This window comes from Halorubrum sp. FL23 (assembly GCF_052439115.2).
Classification (GTDB): domain Archaea; phylum Halobacteriota; class Halobacteria; order Halobacteriales; family Haloferacaceae; genus Halorubrum; species Halorubrum persicum.
Map to the genome: position 1 here is coordinate 83,011 of NZ_JBQVRO020000012.1, position 16,658 is coordinate 99,668.

Here is a 16,658-nt window from a genome sequence, read left to right on the forward strand (position 1 = left end):
GAGCGGCCGGGCTCTCGCCGGTCAGCGTCTGAACGAGGTGACGTGTCGGTGATTCGGATCCACGCGCATATCCACGTGACCGCAGTCGTCACACCGCCACACGTACGCCGCCAGCTTCACCGTCGGCGCCTCGCCGTCGGCCCCCCCGGTCCAGTCTCGGCCGCACCGCGCACACTCGTCCGGGCGGTACTTGCTCTCGATCGACGGTCCGTCGTCGGTGTCGTCGACATCGGTGACCGTGATCCCGTCCGCGACGGCGCGGACATCCTCGTCGCTCATCCGCGGGCGAAGGCCGTTCAGGTACCCCTCGAGCCGCGCTGCCCGATCTCGCAGGCGCTCGTACCGCTCGTTGTCGCGTCCGTCGCTGCTGCCCTGCCACTCGTACGCCGAGACCAACACCGTGGTCCGGTAGTACTGATCGAGCAGCAGGTGGTAGTTCGCCCGGTGAAACAGCGTCTCGACGCACTCCGCCAGCTCCGTCTCGAACACGGGTCGTTCGATATTCCGGTCGTACGCCGGGGCAGGCCCCGTGTTCGATCGCTCTCGGATCCCGAGCACGCGACAGTGGGACGCCCCCGACCGGACCGTGTCAAGGACCGCTTCGGCTTCGCCGTCGCCGAACGCCCCGTCCCACACGACGACCGCGACCCCGGCGTCGAACGCCTCGGCGAACTGCGCGGTCGTCAGCGCCCGGCGCGGAGCGTAGTCGTCGAGCCAGAGCCCGTAGAGGTCCGCCCTCGTCTTGTTCGTCTCGCAGATGACGACCTCCGACGCCGGCAGCTCCACGGGGATCACCCACCCACCGCGGGGCGGGGGGCGACCCCGGATCGCGGTCCCGTCGCCTCACTCATCGTGACTGGTCGGCGTGGGCGCCGATTCGCGCATCGATTCCGAGAGCTGCCGCGATTCGACCGAGAACGAGTGGACCGTCGCGAGGTCCTCGACGAGCGAGACGGCGGTCTCCACCGACCGTTCCGCCCGGCGGAGCTCCGTTTCCGACCCGCCGTCGGCCGCGGCGTCCAGGCGTCGCTTCGCCTCCCGCAGCGGAACGCCGAGGTCCTCGGCGAGCACTTCACCGAACTCCGCGAGATGTCGCTCGATCTCCTGTTCGTGCTCTTTGGACTCGGTTACGTCCTGAACGAAGCTGACGGCGTGGGTCACTGCCCCGTCGGCGTCGACGACGGGTGCGACGTCGACGCGGCCCCAGAAGGGCGTCCCGTCCGCCCGGTAGAGAACGAGGGTCTCGCTGCGGCGTTCGCCCGCCTCGATCGCCGTCGCTATCGGCTGGAGGCGGTCGGTGTCCGTGTCGGGCCCGGCGAGCACCGAAACCCCCTCGCCGGCGACGGTATCACACTCGTAGCCCGTGGTCGACTCGAACCGATCGTTGACGTACGTGATCGGGGCCGCCTCTCCGGCCCGCTCGTGGATCGCGATCCCGACGGGTGCGGTCTCGACGACGCGGTTCTTCAGCCGCAGCTCCTGTTCGCGCCGTTTCCGAACGGTGATGTCGCTCGCGATCCCGACGATGCGCGTCAGCTCTCCGTCCTCGTAGACACCGGCCGACTGGTCGTGGACCCATCGGACCTCCCCGTCCGGGCGGACCACGCGGTACGTCTCCTCGTACGCGCCGGGGGTCTCGCGCTGCTCGGCCAGCGCCGCCTCGACTCTGTCGCGGTCGTCGGGGTGGATCGCCTCGACGAACGACGTGGGACTCTCGACGAGCGTCTCGGGATCGCGCCCCCAGACGGTTTCGTAGGAATCGGTGATGAAGTCCATCGACCCCTTCCCGGGAGTGGACAGCCAGATCACCTCGCCGGCGTTCGCCTGGATCTGATCGAGCATGCCGGCCCGGGCTTCCCGTTCGGTCACGTCGAGCGCCAGACAGATCACCCGACTGACGGTCCCGGTCTCGTCTAACGCCGGCTGGAACCACGTTTCGAGCGTCGAATCGCCGATGTCGACGAGTTCGTGAACCGCCTCGCCACCGAGGGCGGTCTCGATATCACGCCGGAGCCGGGGCCGGTCGGCGAACGCCTCCGTGACGGAGTCGCCGCGGGCGATTCGCCGTCCGAGCCCCTGGGAAAGCGTCTCTCCCCGAACCGTCGATATCGCGCCGTCGGCGTCGACCTCGAACAGCGTCAGGGGTGCGCTGTCGACCACGGTCTCGACCGCCTGTCGGAGACGCACCAGCCGGTCCTCGCGTTCGCGCCGCTCGGCCACGTTCCGCCCGATGCCGGCGATCCCTCGCGGCGTCCCGTCGGCGTCGGTCACGAGCGCGCCGGTGTACTCGATCGGGGTCGTCGTCCCGTCTTTCGCGACCAGTTCCACCTCGACCGCGGCGCTGCCGCTCTCGATCACGGTGTCGATCGCTCCGGCGATCCGGTCCTTGTCGGCGCCCGCGAAGAAATCCAGCGCGTGCATCTCGGCGAGCTCCTCGTCGTCGTAGCCGGTAACCTCCCGGAAGCGACTGTTCCAGCGCCGAAGCGTGCCGTCCGTGTCGAGCGTGTAAAACGAGTCGTCGATCGCGTCGAGGAGGCGCTCGGTCGATCTCGCGGTGAGCGACCCCTCGACCGGCGTGGTGGCGACCGTGTCCATCCGCCGAGCGAGCAGCGCCGATCGGTCGGCGTCGCCGCCGCAAACCAACACGTCCGTTGCCCCGGCGTCGAGCGCGTCGTCGAGCGCGTCGTCGTCGGAGAGGAGCGCGAGCGACGGCGTGTTCGGAAACGCCTCGCGGAGTCCGACGAGGGCGTCGACGCCCAACGACCCCGTCAGCCCACAGACGATCAGTCGCACGTCCCCCGGATCCTGTGGAGGCGTTTCGGGCAGCTGCTCTCCGACGGACAGGACGCGGTCGGCCCCGGCGACGACCGTCGACTCCGCAGCCGCTTCGCGCACCAGATCCGCGCCGGAGCCGAGGTGAACGACCGTCAGAACTGACTCTCCACGAGGCTGCATACGGATTTTGAACCCGGAGGTGGATAAAAAGGTATAGCGCGAATTATCAGTTTTAAACACCGCAGCGGATCGGGGTGATCCACGGTGTCAGCGTTGAGGGCGCACGGCGCCGCGTTCGGGTCGGACTTCGCGTAGAACGCTGCAGCGAGCGGCCGCTATCGGGCGTGGGGTCAACAGAGAGGGGGTCGGGCACGATTTGAATTCATAGAAGGCTCTGCAAAAATAATCTACGGGGATGCGGCCCGATGGCCGCTTCGACAGTCGTTTCCACGGAGTCTTCTCCACCTACGATCGCAAGATCGCGTTTGTGATGACGTGGCGGTCATGGCGAACGGAACGGTTCAAGACTGCCGCGCAGTTGGACGCGGCTGACCAGTGTGGGTTCACGTTCGGGTCGGATTTCGGCGTTCACGAGGGTGTGCACGAACTGAATTTTAGTTCGCTATGCCCGAACATCATCCGTGAGTACAACATCAGTTCAGAGGCGGTCCGGTGTGACTGCCATCCCGACCGCGAAGATGTCTCGGGTTTGAGGGTGAGTGTGAGGACCGGATCGGGAATCGTGCCATCGGCATTGCGAACGAGTTCCTGCGCCTTCATCATACACCGATCGACACAGATATGCTTCAAAAGTGTACTCAGAACCCGGACTGAAAGTGGAAGTATACATACTCGACCGCCGATCAGAACTGGTCCCGCGGCGCCGCTTCAGTCGAGCGTGCCCTGTTGAAACACCCCCTGATAGTTTACTGAGCATGTGCTGAATACAGGGGGTGCAGTCAGCACTATGACGGTAGAAGCAGTCTCAGAGGTATCAAAGAATGTCTTCCGACTCAGTCCAGATCACGGAGTATGATTTCTCCCGTGACCCCTCTCGGATCGACTGAAACGATGTATGTCCCTGTGGTTGGCACTTCGAAGGTTTCGTCCGTTTGACTGTCGCTTGTACTCGCGATTTCTTCGCCTGTGTCAGCATGGTGAACGTATCCACCGATGCTGCCGGGACCGTCGTCTGTTGATTCAACCTCGAGCCGCATTCGATTGCCCTCTTCTAATTCTACTTCCCACTCCTTTGTCGGTGAAGTAGCCGAGAGCTGCGTCTCGTGCAGCACTGCGTCCCCCTGTGTACATCCTGAGAGTGTTGTGGCTGTCACCACGCCTACCACCGCACTGAGATATGTCCGCCTGATCATGTCTCCCCGTTATGTTCACTCGATCACATAATCATTTCTATTATTAACATGAGTGATAATGTCTGTCGATGATTTGTTCACGCAATCGATTCGTGTCCAACTTTATCGGTACCGGCGTTCCAGGTCGGCGGATCCACGTGCGTTCAAAATATCTAGGTTCACGCCCTCCATCCCGCGGGAGGGGTGGGGGGCTGGCGCACGCGCGAGTGCGAGTTCCGCCAGCGACGCGGTTCGCCGCGATCTGATCGAAAACAGAACCTGAACGGTGTAGAGACGTTGAGACCGTTCTGGTTAGACCCGGTCAATGTGGTCGTAAACGCGTTCTGTCGTCTAGTTAGTGTGCGAGTTTGGGATTCAATACAGAGAATCCCAAACTCGTTTTGCCCTGTTGAAGTATACCTGCTTTTGGTACTGTTTTGATTCTCAGCACTACTTAGCAGGCCCAAATAGACGGCCCTCTTGAAACCCTCTTCTTCAGACACATTAATGTCTGAAACAGCCGGTCGACGAAGAGTGCGAACTGATTGAATCCGAAAAGAGGTACTTCGAGCCAGTGTCTTCTTGGAGCTATACACTTGAGAACAGGTATGGTCGGCACAGGGACTATTATTATCGGAATTACGTTCGTCGTCGCAATGATATTGACTCTGTGTCTACTGCTACGATTGTTGAAGAACGCTGATGGCCCCTGAGCAGTCCTTCGCCTATACAGAGCGATGCCTGCTTGGTCTGTATTGACCACGACCGAGTCAGGACTTGTCACCTGCACGCGAACCGTATTCGACTACAGATCGTCTTCAAGTTCGAGTCGACCGTGCTCCTCTCACCCTGTTCCCACACGGTTTTCTGTAGAATTGCCTCGCTGTCCCTACTGCGCAGCTTCCTCACCGAGACCTTGGAGATCCTTCTCGCCCCCTTCGACCTTCGCCCGTTCAAGCGTCCATTCGTCGTTGTCACGGAGCCACACTTTGTACCGGTCCGGCTTGCCGGTCGCCTCTAGGCCCATGGAAGTTCTCTAACAAGGTCGCATAAAAGACGGCAGAGCCCACGGGTCGACCGGCGTGATCGGGCCGGTATTCGCCTGTTGAGTGACAACTTGTCCTAGAAGTCGTTAGCGGTGGTTCGTCGCTACTCAGCCGAAACAGCCCGCGTCTCGCTCGCAATCGTCTCACACCGACGTGATTGGGTTGCGGTACCGAACAGAAATTCAGCTCCGATGGCCGTTAACTGCCAATTAACTTAATTGAGGACAAAAGCCAGAACACTCCCATCCATCAGTAGCACCGTGCGAGATACAGAGAATGCGTCCAGCACAGAGCTTTTGGGCTTTGTTGAAAATCTTCTCAATTGATATCTTCGCACCCTCAATCGCTCAGTACAGAGGACTCATGAATCGGTCAGTACAGAATTACATTACGCAGGTGGGTCTGCGTCGTTCCCAAATCCACTTCCATACGATTCGATGACTTCCGTGACGGTGACCTCGTAGGCATCGTACCACTCTGTCCACCGCTGTTTCGCCTCTTTGTGCTCTGAATATGCGCCAAACGTCTCAAGCGCGTCTAAGGACTCCCAGTAGTACGCGACGAGAACCTCCTCACTCTCTGGAGCATTCCATGTTCGCTTGCCGCGATAACCGTCCGTGTCCTCAGCAGCCGCCTGTATCGCGTCATTCAGCTCGTGAAACTCCTCGTCATACTCCCCCGGGTCAAGGCGAAACGTAACGAGATACATTACTACGAGTCTCGCCCTCGCGCGAGCAAGATGCTTTCTCTTCGAGAGCTAGATACGCAGATGGATTCTATCAGCTAGTTCAGAGCATATTTGGAGAAAATAACACTGTTCGAATGCTGACTACATCCTCCGTATCGGCCACGCCGGCACTGACAGAGTTCAAGTACTTAGCGACGGCGCTGCTGAATACAGCGCACGAATGTCGCAACCGATCGAGCACGGTTTACCAAGATGGTGATCGCCCAGTACAGAACTCTCAAATCACTTAGTACAAGCCATACGTACGATCTCAAATGAATCTGCGATCCGCTTGCTAAGCCGACGTGGATCGGGAACGGACGGAGCGTAACTTGCTGACCAGAACGCTTCCAATAAGAACAGCGGCGCAGATCGAGCCAGCGATGCGTATCGAACGGAATACTAAGGGAATGTCACCTCGTGGTAGGAAATTGGAGAAGACGTCGCTGACGGGCGAGAGTAGAAGTAAGAATACGACGCCGGCGACGGCAGCGACCTGTATAGGTCGATCAAATTCCCACAGCGACCGAGGATCCCGAAAGACCATCCAGAAGATGCTAATTATGAGGACCAGGAGAAGAAAATTTCTGCCTCCGTGACCGAAGATGACGGCAAAGATAAATCCAATACCGAGCGAGGCATCACCAAGAAGGGGCTCGAATAGCGGGAATAACGCTGCCGGTTGGACAACCCACAATATCCCAGCAAGCATTGATAAGGGGACTGCTCCGGCCGGGAATGTATCTGACATATTTTGGGAATATAGTAGAGGAATATATATTTTCGGCTCTGTTGAACCCCTCAGCAAGTGATTTTTCTGACCCGGTTTGGGTCAATACAGACCATGGTTCTAACACGACAAGCGTCCTAACGTAGCGGTTCGTTCACGTTTGTTCAGCGAGTCCGTAGCTTGTAGAACTCGGGAAGCGATGGTCATGTAGACCCATTTAACGAGTCGCCGGGACGCTCCTCGGGATTTAAACATCCCCCCCGGCCGTAGTTTCCTTCCTCACTCTCTGCGCTTCCGAGAATCGAATCAGTACAGTAGGGCCACAGTGAGGCGACATACGTCGAGTCGTTGTGACGGAGGTATATTCCAGAGGGAAGGGAGCTGTCGTTCTGCGGGTCACTGCGTTCGTAGTAGGGTAGCGGAGAGAGCGCCGCTCTGACGTCTGAAAACTCCGAACTGTCCACGCGCTGGTCGGCGACCGAACGCTCCGCTGCACGGCTAAGCGCGGTTTGAATCGGCTCGACGGAGCGAAGTCGTTCATCACTCGACGGCGTCACCGTTGCCCCGTCTGGTGCATCTGCGCGAAGAATCTCTAATAGACCACCGTTGTCTCCCGGGTCAGCGACACAGCCCGAGAGCGCCGCGATGCTCGTCACACTACAGAGGTGGAGCATTCGACGGCGGGAGAGCGGGAAATCCATACACGAACGAAACACTGGTTGAAATATATCTTTTTCCCGCCACGATTCCGTCGCGTTAAGTTAGCGGATGAGGCGGACGAGTTCTGAGTGTCTATGGCAGAATTCGACCGCCTCAGCGAACGTATCGCGTGGATCGACTTGTCGTTTGTGGAGCGAGATCGAACTCCGCGCTGGGGGATTGAAGTAGGGATCCGCTGTCATTTGGCCGGCATGTCACTGCGTGAGGTAAGTAAACATCTCGAGAGTTTTGGGATCGATCGGCGTCACGTCGCTATCCATAACTGGGTTCAGAAAGCAGATCTACAGCCGATCTCGACCGTCTCCGAGGATCAACTCGCGGTTGACGAAAAGATGATCCGCCTCCACGGCCAGAAATTCTGGCTGTACGGCGCGGTTGATCCACAGACGAACGAAATCCTCCACGTGAGCCTCTATCCGACCGCAAATAAACAGACAACGCGATGGTTTCTGACCGAGCTACACCGGCGATACCAGCTCAATAACGTGGAATTTCTCGTCGATGACGCAGACTATCTCGGATCAGTTGCGGTGACTGAGTCTCCCCGCACCCGAGATGCTAACTTTTCCATCTCCGCATTTGCTTCCCTGCGGTCTTTATCCATTGGAATGATTTCCGACCCCACGCACTAACCGCTTCCTGCTCACCATCACGACCGCCAATCCCGTGGCGGTATGTCCGCGCACCCGCCCGAGCGAAAATCTGCTAGCGGCATAATTTCCACAGGTTCGGTAAACATCCACCTCCGGTGATAGAGTCCAGCGACTCTGACCGACATACCCTCTGTATCTCGCAAAACGTTCCAGAGCCGCAGTTCGCCGTCGTCGTTGAACAGGTCGCCGACTTCGATCGTCCGCTTCTCTACGACGGTCGCGACCGCGCAGTTGTCGTCGAGGTCGACCTCCAGATCGGTCCGGCGATCGACGCTCATGACGCCACCTCCGGACTAACCGCTAATCGGCCGAAAAACGTAAGTAAGATACCTCTACCGTTTATTAACGAAGCGGGCCGGGCGCGAATACGTCCTGCGTAAGGCGTCGGGGTACAGCGGTTCCCGGACGCTTACACAGAACTCTCTGCCGTCTGTGCTACCGCGCACAGACAGGCACAGTAACCACGCGACCGACGGATTAAGCGAGATCGGCTCCTCCCGGACGAGGTACTCTGTGCGCCCCCACGGTTGGCATCGCACACGAGCCATGCCCGAACTTGAACCTCTTGAACCTGAACGAGGCGTACAACTGTATCTCAAACACCGAGCAGACGACTGTGCAGACTCGACTCTCAACGCACACCGACTTCGGCTCAAACACCTACTCCAATGGTGTGAAGAGCGGGATATCACCAATCTCAACGAGCTCACTGGACGACGTCTCCATGAGTACCGCCTCTGGAGAACAGAAGAGGGCGACCTCAATCGCGTGTCTGTTCGGACACAGATGTCTACCCTCAGAGCCTTCCTCGATTTCTGCGCCCAGATCGACGCCGTTGAGATGGGACTCAAGGAAACGGTTGATGTTCCAGAGCTCGATGAGGGCGAAAACGCACGATCAGTACACATTGATAACGATCACGCAGAACAGATTCTGTCTAAGCTTGCTAAATATGAGTATGCGAGCCTTCGGCACGTGCTCATCCTGTTGCTCTGGAAAACGGGAGTGAGAACCGGGACTGTGCGCAGCATCAACGTAGATGATGTCGATAGTGACGACGGATACATCGAAGTCAGACATCGACCAGAGTATGGAACACCACTGAAGAACAAATCCTCTGGAGAGAGGTTCATCGCAATCTCTGATGAGACAGGACGGATCCTCACTGACTGGATAGAGGATCAACATCCAGATACGGAAGATGAACACGGTCAGACACCACTACTGGCCACTAGGTACGGACGAATTAGCAGAAGTAATATTCGGAAGAACTCATACTGGGTGACTAGACCACAGTTCGTCGGAGAGGAGTGTCAATGCGAGGTTGAGGATCATCCGTATGATGAAGTGCACCAGTGTGAAGACGCAGTGAGTCCCCATGCACTTCGGAGAGGATCTATCACCCACCATCTACGATCAGAAGTCCCTCGTCCAGTCGTTTCTGAACGGGCAAATGTGAGTGGTGGTGTACTGGAAAAGCACTACGACCAAACTAGCTTGGAGGAACAGATGAATCTGAGGAGGGAGCACTTAGATAACATCTAGTCTTTAGTAGAACCAGATATTTTTGTTCTCGTTGGACAGCACTGACAGCAGAGACAACACGGTGGGGGTTCATCTAACACGACCACTCGGATATAACACAACTAGCTGTACACGATACAGTCAGTCAGATACAACTCAGACAGTCCTACCCGACAAAGAACAGCGCACTACAACTACATAAACTTCGACTAATCAACGTTCATCTCTAACAGTATCAAGCTAAGCAACCACCGATCATTCATTTCTTAGAGAGGAATTCACACTGATACTGAGATGGACAATGTTCGGACCTACCTTGCGACTCCCTCCACTCTATACTATGCACATCGTAGCTAGGGTGTTGTAGAACAGTTAGTATACTTGTGTGGCTCTTTGAGAATCGCTCAATACCGGACGCTCCGACAGAGACACTTTGATTTAGTTCGGGGGTAACGCCTTTGCCATGTCCGCACAGAAATCCCAGACGGAGTTTGACTTTGACGAGTTCGACACCACTGTCTCCGACGACGACGTCGAACGCTAACGTGCGAACGCTGTCACCCTCTGTGAGCCGTATGAGGAGGGACTCAATTGGACTCTATCTGTTGATGAAACGACGATCTAGGCGAACTCTTTGCAAATTTTCTGGTGTAATACCACGACCGCAGAGAGAACACGGATGGGAGGTTCATCCAAGACTACCAATCGTATGCGACATGCTCAGTCGTAGAGGCAGACAGTCGTAGACACAACAGCCTATCATACACGACTCATCTACTTCCTCTCAACAGAGAACAACACACCCAAGCTAGTCGATACAGACCAGTCAACGGTCATTTGGAACAGGACTAAGCTAAGCAACGAACGGTTGCCTCCTTTGCAGAGAGAACTTCACACTGATATCAGACTAATACTTTGTTTGGACCTACCTTGATGCCTCCTTCCACTCTATACTATGCACATCGTAGATACAAGCTTCAAAAGCCAGCTGTCTAGTGAGTACTATCAGCGATAGATTGACCACCACGTTTTGCTCTGTATTTCATCAGAAATAGTAGTTCTCAACATTAGTTACAGTACAGCTGGGTCTACACTTCCGTCAAGACAATCACTATTCAGTCGAGATCACGCCTTAGATCCCGTCTAAGAATAGTGCTACTGCTCGTTTCCACAAGTATTTCTTACGTTTTATGTGCACATAGGAATAACAGGGAAAAGCTAATAATAATTCTGCCAATCTACGTCCGTAATGGACAATTGGTGGTTAATCCGTGAGGAGATGCCCGATGTGTTTGATAAAGAAACAGATTTTAGCAAGCAATTGACAGAGCAACTAGATGAGTTGAGTTTCACACAGGGTTCGTACCATCCATTGGGTATCACAGAACGGTACACGATTGACGCAGAACATTCTAGCGGGCACAAATGTCGTCCAGACATTACACTACGCCATGATATGCCGATTGATGATGACACAGAACTATCAAATCCGTTTTTTATAGAGTGTAAGCTTGGAGATGCTTACAGATGCCTTGACAAAGACCTGACCAGCTTTGGTGATACTGGTATAAAGAGTATCCAAGATGAAATCTCTCAATTGTTTTTATACCGCTACCGCGATACCAACGTTTCATTTTCTAAGAGTATCGCAAAAGGTGATCCAAATAAATACCGGCACGCAATGCCGAAAGGCAGGCACAGAGTCTTATTCACCTGCCCATTTCTGCTTACTAGGCCCTCAAACTGGATACAAGACCAGTGCGAATGCTGTGAATATAGTCTTAACCACCACCTCATTGAGGTTCGTGACCAATTTTGCAAGACAATGAGGGACCTAGGGTTTGGAGTACTCTATCGCAAAAATAACAGCAAACTCATATTCAGGACGTCATATCATAATAATTACCAGGTCCTAGTGAGTCGCACAGAGTCTGCATAATAAATAGCGATCTGGGATTGGTTGTCGAGATGTCGCTTGATCTACACGGTGACAACGGAAAAGAAGATGAATTAGAACTTGACTCTAACTCATTTCTGTGTACAAGATCCCCACCTCCGGCGAGACAGCTCAATCGGCAGATCCTGACCCTGAGCTACTCAGATATTTTTGGAAGGATTACCCCCGCTGTGGAGGGATTCCCATTCGCACTCATTTAAAAAAATTGATGCTACCAACATTACGCTAGCACCAAATGGGAAACAGTTTAGCCAAAGCCGGCTTATTGTTCAATTGAAGCTGATACCCGATCCGTCAGTAATTCGTTCCGGGTACTGTCGCACTGATCGCACTGCTCAATCAACTGTGCTCGCTCGCTCCTAAAAGTCTAGCCTACGCTCTCACAAGGGCTGAAGGCTTGATTCTAGATGGGACCAATTCGGTCTCATCCCGAGTTCGACCAGTATTGGCAGGCGGTCGTGTGGCACAATGACAAAAGAAACTACCGTACCGCAACGAGTACCGGAAACTAACTTTCCCGCTCCAGCCGACAAAGGCGAATACATCACTAGCTACCACAGAGATGTATCTGCCCCACAAGAGTGGGAGAAGAAACGCATCTACGAGCGTGCAGATCTAATCTACACGGGAGAGAAATGGGATGAAAAAACGGACACTGCTGGGATAACCGGGAGCTCGGCCCGAACCACATTTCGATCAAACGATGCGGATAGCTCTAATCCCACTGACTTCGACAAGATGTGGAGCTATCAGATGGGTCGCAGGCAAACGTATGAGAACTCACGCAACAAGCATGCGGTCCGAGATGATTCGACGTGGAAGCGCTGCGATACTATACTTCAGCAGTCTGAAGTGCCTGATTGGGAGCGCCACACGGCTATTCGCAACGTACTCCAACGCGATCTACAGGGATTCAGTCGCCACTACAGTGGCGCCGACGGCGCCTGTGTGGGGTTCGCCCTAATGGAGCTATGTGAGTGCCCAGAAGCAGCTAAAGACTGTTGGGTGGCAGACCAAGCTGTAGAGGTCCTCCCTAAGTTTGACCGACAAAAGGTAGAGGATCTGATCAGCTACGTGTATAATGAAGACTGGGAGAATAACTAATGAAGCGACCGATACCGCCGAGAGAACACGGTGTGGGGGCTGTCCCTGAACCCCTTCAGGAGCGAGACCAGTGGATCGTCACGAGAGATAAGGCTCCAAAACGACCGGTCAGTGGCTGGGAGAAACCCGAGAATCAGTTGGTGCTAAACACCGCCCTGAGAGGAATAAAACAGTATGCTGGAGAGCTGGCATACGTACTCCGGGCAGACGACCCGTTTGTCGTTGTTGATCTTGACGACGTCGTTCCTGAGGACTCAACGGCGATCTCGCAGGAGGCTACCGAGGTTGTCCGGCAGCTGAATACCTACACGGAGTGGAGCCGGTCCGGTGAGGGCCTACATCTAGTAACCGAAGGGACGCATCCCCCTGAACGAAGTGAATCCGAACTGCTTGACGACATCGGTAAGATCGAGATGTTCGATCGAGATCAGTACGTCGTACTGACGGGTGATCTCTACAATCCCAGCGGAGGGTTCACCAGTAAACGGTCCGTTCGAAGAGATGCTGGAAGCGTCATAGCCAAGCTCCAGGATAAATATCTACCTGAACAGACAAGTCATGTAGGCTCTGAGGAGGTCATTTCGATCACCGAGTCCCAGTCGGCCTTTAGCGTGTCAACAGGTCTCAGCGTCGAGGATGTCCGACGTACACTAGAAGAGTACGCAAAGACCGGCTCCCAACAGGCGCAACGGACTCTTGATCGATGGGATTCGACACCCAATTCTAGTGGTGGACTCGCGTCTCCGTCAGAGGCTGATCTTGGCTTCGCCTCGGACCTCGCATTTTGGTGTAAGGAGGACGCACAATTGATAGATAAATGCTTTCGACATTCGAGCCGGATCCGGTCTAAATGGGATGTAGTCCACTACTCGGATGGGCGAACCTATGGAAATGTTACCATCCAGAAAGCAATCAAAACGAACGGTAGCACGTTCTCTGGTCGTTATGTGACGAGGTAACCGCCTTCATCACATCGAGATCTACACGGCAGGTCTACAATAACTGGGCCTTGTTTAGACGCCCCCGATAACAGTGGCTGGTGTCTGTGTCGGCTGAACAGGATCAGCCTGTGAGAGCCTCTCCGTTCGATTTTGTTTTCCGATAGCGACCGGTTCGTCCGATTCACACCACGTCTGAACAAGGCTCAATAAGTGTAATTCAGACATGCGGGAGACTAAGTCATTGGCAGGTAGAGGTACTAGTAACTTATATGTCGACTATATATATCGGTATTGTTGGAAACTCTCACAAGGCTGCTGAAACTTGGATTGGCAAATTCAAACAAGGAGCGATTGAAAAGGGAATGGAGTATGTTGGACCAATTCAATTGCCCCGACGAACTGTTGGTAGGCAAACCTATTATGGGCGCCTGATGGAGATAGAACCCGCAGGCCAGCCAATTGATTTTCTCGATCATGAGATACCGGATTACATTGAATTAGAAATCGGAGTGGATTCAGGTCCATTCACCATGGACGATTTAGTTCCAGAACAACGAAGAGACGAAGAAGACACCAATCTTGAGGGAGAGGAAAAAAGCGAGAAATCAACAAATCCGAGTACCAAAGATACGGACGAATCCACCAAATCAGAGAATACAGATCCATCAGAGGGAACTGATAAGACAACAAATTCTACAGGCCAAGATCCATCCAAAACAGCCTCTCCAGATGAGGATCCTAGTCTTGAGCAATTGCGAAACCAAGCAAAAGAGGCAGCAGTTGAGGAGATTTCTGAGGATACATCTGTAGCACGTTCAGATGCAACTGAGTATACTCGTTCAAGTGCAGTACGTGACTACGTGAAAGCCAGAGCAGGTGGGTCTTGTGAGGGGTGCAAAGAATCAGCACCATTTGTTAGCAAAACGGGTGACCCATACTTCCATGCACACCATGTTCACGAACTTAGCGACGGAGGCTCAGATATGCCCTCAACGGTTATTGCCCTCTGTCCTAACTGTCACTATCGAGTCCATCACGGCAAAAATGGAAACGAGTACAATGAACAGCTCCGTGAGAAGCTGTTAGAAATTGAGCCCCAGTGAGATGTTCCTCAAGATCGAGATAGGGTTGATTGGTTGCGATCTATCTGATACTGTGTTGTATCTATAACAAGAAGTGGATGAGTGGAGCCTGACTGACTATGTAATAGTAGAGAACCCCACCGTGTTCTCTCTGCTGTCCACTGGGATGCAACCATTGAGATCAGTTAATAGACGCAGTGTTATTCTCGATTGAGCTATCCGCTTTTCAGATAGTTCGTTGAGAGGCTTGATGGAACTAGCTCTGCCTCGCGCGTGCGCGAGGCTTCCATGCGTTCGTTACAGTATTCTCATTTTAAGCTCAAAAATTCGCCAAACACTACGAAGTCACGGTGACATCGACCTCAACGACGACGTCGAGTACGGTTACCAGTTCGACGACAGCACGGAGCGCTTACAGGCGCATGTGCTTGATCTGAAGCGGAACGCGCCGAAAGGGACTGTTCCTTCCCGAATAACAGTGACGGCTTCAACTGGGTCGTCTGGAACGTGCTAGACCCCCATCTCCTAGTACTCTCAGTTGATGTTGAACCGTGTGTACGACATGGTGGCCAACCCCATCAAAGCGAGTGCAATAGTCAACTTCCACTCGCGAGAGATGGTCAGTTGGAACATTCGGACTAATAACGGGATCGAGCAACTCATTCGCGACTTAGTTGGTCAAATGTAATTCACAACGGTCATCATATCAATTTCTAATGGTGCCACTATCCTCTCTAAACCGGTCGCAGTGGGGTCCGAATGGTATTGGTCGTTTTTATTTAAAACGCCTTATGATTCAAACTGAGGATTCTCAGTATATCGACACTAGCTGCTCTTCTATATCTAATCGATCGTTGATCGAGTTAGTATACAATGATATTAGAGAGACTCGCGAAAGGTATTGCGAGATGTCACACAGAAAGCCGAGTCCTCTACACTAAGACAGGGTACGAAGTATTGGCACAATAGTACTAGAATATATCATCTGTAGATAACTTCAACAGAGACTAAACTGAGGAGTTACATAGGTATATTATGTCTGAGCGACAACCGCCGGATGAAATACTTAAACAATTCGATAGTTTTGATTTAGAGAATATGCCCCAACGGAGACTTGCAACTTATGCACTTCGGGATTTTTACGGAACAAAACTAAGCAAGGTCGGACAAGAATACCTACATTTTGACCCTGAACTTCGAAAGGACGGGCCAAAGAAACAGTGGAACAAGGTCAAAACACGTTTTGAAGCCATAGATAATTTTTCTGTTCCTTCAGAATTCTCCGGTCTACCATACCAGATTAACACGATCAGCAACGAGGTAGACCACGATTACGACAAAAACCCACCAGTAGACCGACTTCGGGAACTCAGGAACAAGGCAGATGATTGGGCAAATTGGCTAACAGATCAAGGAGAGCGGTACAGAGAAGTAGAAGGCGAATTGGATGCACGAGAAACTATTATTCGAATAATAAGACAATCAATTGAATATACTATTACCTCGCCAGACGACCGTTATCGGGAATTTGAGGATGAACAAAGAGGGGTGAATACCAAGGCAGAGGAGTTGCGAGAAGAGTTAGAAGAAATAATAGCTGAAACAGACGGCATTACAAACGAATTGGTATACCTGCTATCAGATGCAAAAGGACTAGAAAAACAAGAGAATTTGATTGAAGAAGGAGAATACTGGCGAGATTGGGAAGCAGAAATCCAAATGGAAGAGCGAAGAATAAGGGAAAGAGAATCAGATAGATAAGTTTGAACGCTTGCGAGAAGAATGTATAGATACTACGAGCTCACGTTGAGCCGACTCGAGAACCAGTCTGCCCCTTCGTGTTCTAGACTGCCATGAAAAATATCGCTAAGGGGAATTTCCTCGTCGTTTTGAGGTATGACAGCTGTATCCCAGTACTCCAAGTCATCAACGATGAACAGAATCCTTGGATTCTGGGTCATTAAAAAATTGGTCGCGTCGCAAGATCATTTAGAACCAAGCCAACACTCGACGCAACGAAGTAGCAGTTGATACGTCAGAGGAAGGG

Annotated in this window: 12 protein-coding genes and 2 pseudogenes; 5 read left to right on the forward strand and 9 right to left on the reverse strand. The window is 53.6% G+C overall.

The features are described from left to right. Window positions 1-21 precede the first annotated feature (21 nt). The 7 genes from ACT4MF_RS14485 to ACT4MF_RS14515 form a co-directional block, all read right to left on the reverse strand. Window positions 22-786 (reverse strand): response regulator receiver protein, encoded by a 765-nt coding sequence (locus ACT4MF_RS14485; RefSeq protein ID WP_444683132.1) that lies wholly within the window; start codon window positions 784-786, stop codon window positions 22-24. 57 nt (window positions 787-843) lie between these two features. Next, window positions 844-2,955 carry a PAS domain-containing protein gene (locus tag ACT4MF_RS14490; RefSeq protein WP_444683133.1) on the reverse strand — a complete coding sequence of 704 codons (2,112 nt, stop codon included), beginning with the start codon at window positions 2,953-2,955 and terminating at the stop codon, window positions 844-846. 833 nt (window positions 2,956-3,788) lie between these two features. Beyond that, window positions 3,789-4,148, reverse strand: a complete 360-nt coding sequence (locus ACT4MF_RS14495) for a hypothetical protein (protein WP_144050407.1) — start codon at window positions 4,146-4,148, stop codon at window positions 3,789-3,791. 868 nt (window positions 4,149-5,016) lie between these two features. Beyond that, window positions 5,017-5,154 carry a hypothetical protein gene (locus ACT4MF_RS14500; RefSeq protein WP_180271734.1) on the reverse strand — a complete coding sequence of 46 codons (138 nt, stop codon included), beginning with the start codon at window positions 5,152-5,154 and terminating at the stop codon, window positions 5,017-5,019. Window positions 5,155-5,561: 407 nt separating this feature from the next. Continuing rightward, entirely contained in the window at window positions 5,562-5,882 is a 321-nt protein-coding gene (locus ACT4MF_RS14505) for an antibiotic biosynthesis monooxygenase family protein (RefSeq protein WP_099254811.1), read from the reverse strand. A 313-nt stretch (window positions 5,883-6,195) separates the two neighbouring features. Then, window positions 6,196-6,651, reverse strand: coding sequence for a hypothetical protein (locus ACT4MF_RS14510; protein WP_144050393.1), 456 nt, complete (start codon window positions 6,649-6,651; stop codon window positions 6,196-6,198). Between the two features lie 182 nt (window positions 6,652-6,833). Further along, window positions 6,834-7,331 carry a hypothetical protein gene (locus tag ACT4MF_RS14515; protein ID WP_144050392.1) on the reverse strand — a complete coding sequence of 166 codons (498 nt, stop codon included), beginning with the start codon at window positions 7,329-7,331 and terminating at the stop codon, window positions 6,834-6,836. A 93-nt stretch (window positions 7,332-7,424) separates the two neighbouring features. Here ACT4MF_RS14515 and ACT4MF_RS14520 point away from each other — a divergent pair. Continuing rightward, window positions 7,425-7,898: pseudogene (locus tag ACT4MF_RS14520) on the forward strand (DDE-type integrase/transposase/recombinase); the annotation flags it as partial. Window positions 7,899-7,999: 101 nt separating this feature from the next. Here the strand turns inward: ACT4MF_RS14520 and ACT4MF_RS14525 are convergent. Further along, window positions 8,000-8,281 (reverse strand): hypothetical protein, encoded by a 282-nt coding sequence (locus tag ACT4MF_RS14525; RefSeq protein ID WP_444683134.1) that lies wholly within the window; start codon window positions 8,279-8,281, stop codon window positions 8,000-8,002. A gap of 268 nt (window positions 8,282-8,549) precedes the next feature. On the opposite strand from ACT4MF_RS14525, the gene ACT4MF_RS14530 reads away from it, so the two are divergent. The 4 genes from ACT4MF_RS14530 (at window position 8,550) to ACT4MF_RS14545 (ending at window position 16,372) form a co-directional block, all read left to right on the forward strand. Beyond that, window positions 8,550-9,548, forward strand: a complete 999-nt coding sequence (locus ACT4MF_RS14530; protein ID WP_444683135.1) for a tyrosine-type recombinase/integrase — start codon at window positions 8,550-8,552, stop codon at window positions 9,546-9,548. A 3,039-nt stretch (window positions 9,549-12,587) separates the two neighbouring features. Continuing rightward, window positions 12,588-13,547: a phage NrS-1 polymerase family protein gene (locus tag ACT4MF_RS14535; RefSeq protein ID WP_444683136.1), complete on the forward strand. Its 960-nt coding sequence runs from the start codon at window positions 12,588-12,590 to the stop codon at window positions 13,545-13,547. Between the two features lie 413 nt (window positions 13,548-13,960). Next, complete coding sequence (locus tag ACT4MF_RS14540; RefSeq protein WP_444683137.1) at window positions 13,961-14,632, forward strand: HNH endonuclease; 672 nt, start codon at window positions 13,961-13,963, stop codon at window positions 14,630-14,632. Between the two features lie 1,014 nt (window positions 14,633-15,646). Continuing rightward, a complete protein-coding gene (locus tag ACT4MF_RS14545) occupies window positions 15,647-16,372 on the forward strand; it encodes a hypothetical protein (protein WP_444683138.1) in 726 nt (241 codons plus the stop codon). Window positions 16,373-16,404: 32 nt separating this feature from the next. Here ACT4MF_RS14545 and ACT4MF_RS14550 read toward each other — a convergent pair. Then, window positions 16,405-16,575: pseudogene (locus tag ACT4MF_RS14550) on the reverse strand (DUF8076 family protein); the annotation flags it as partial. Between the last annotated feature and the right edge of the window lie 83 nt (window positions 16,576-16,658).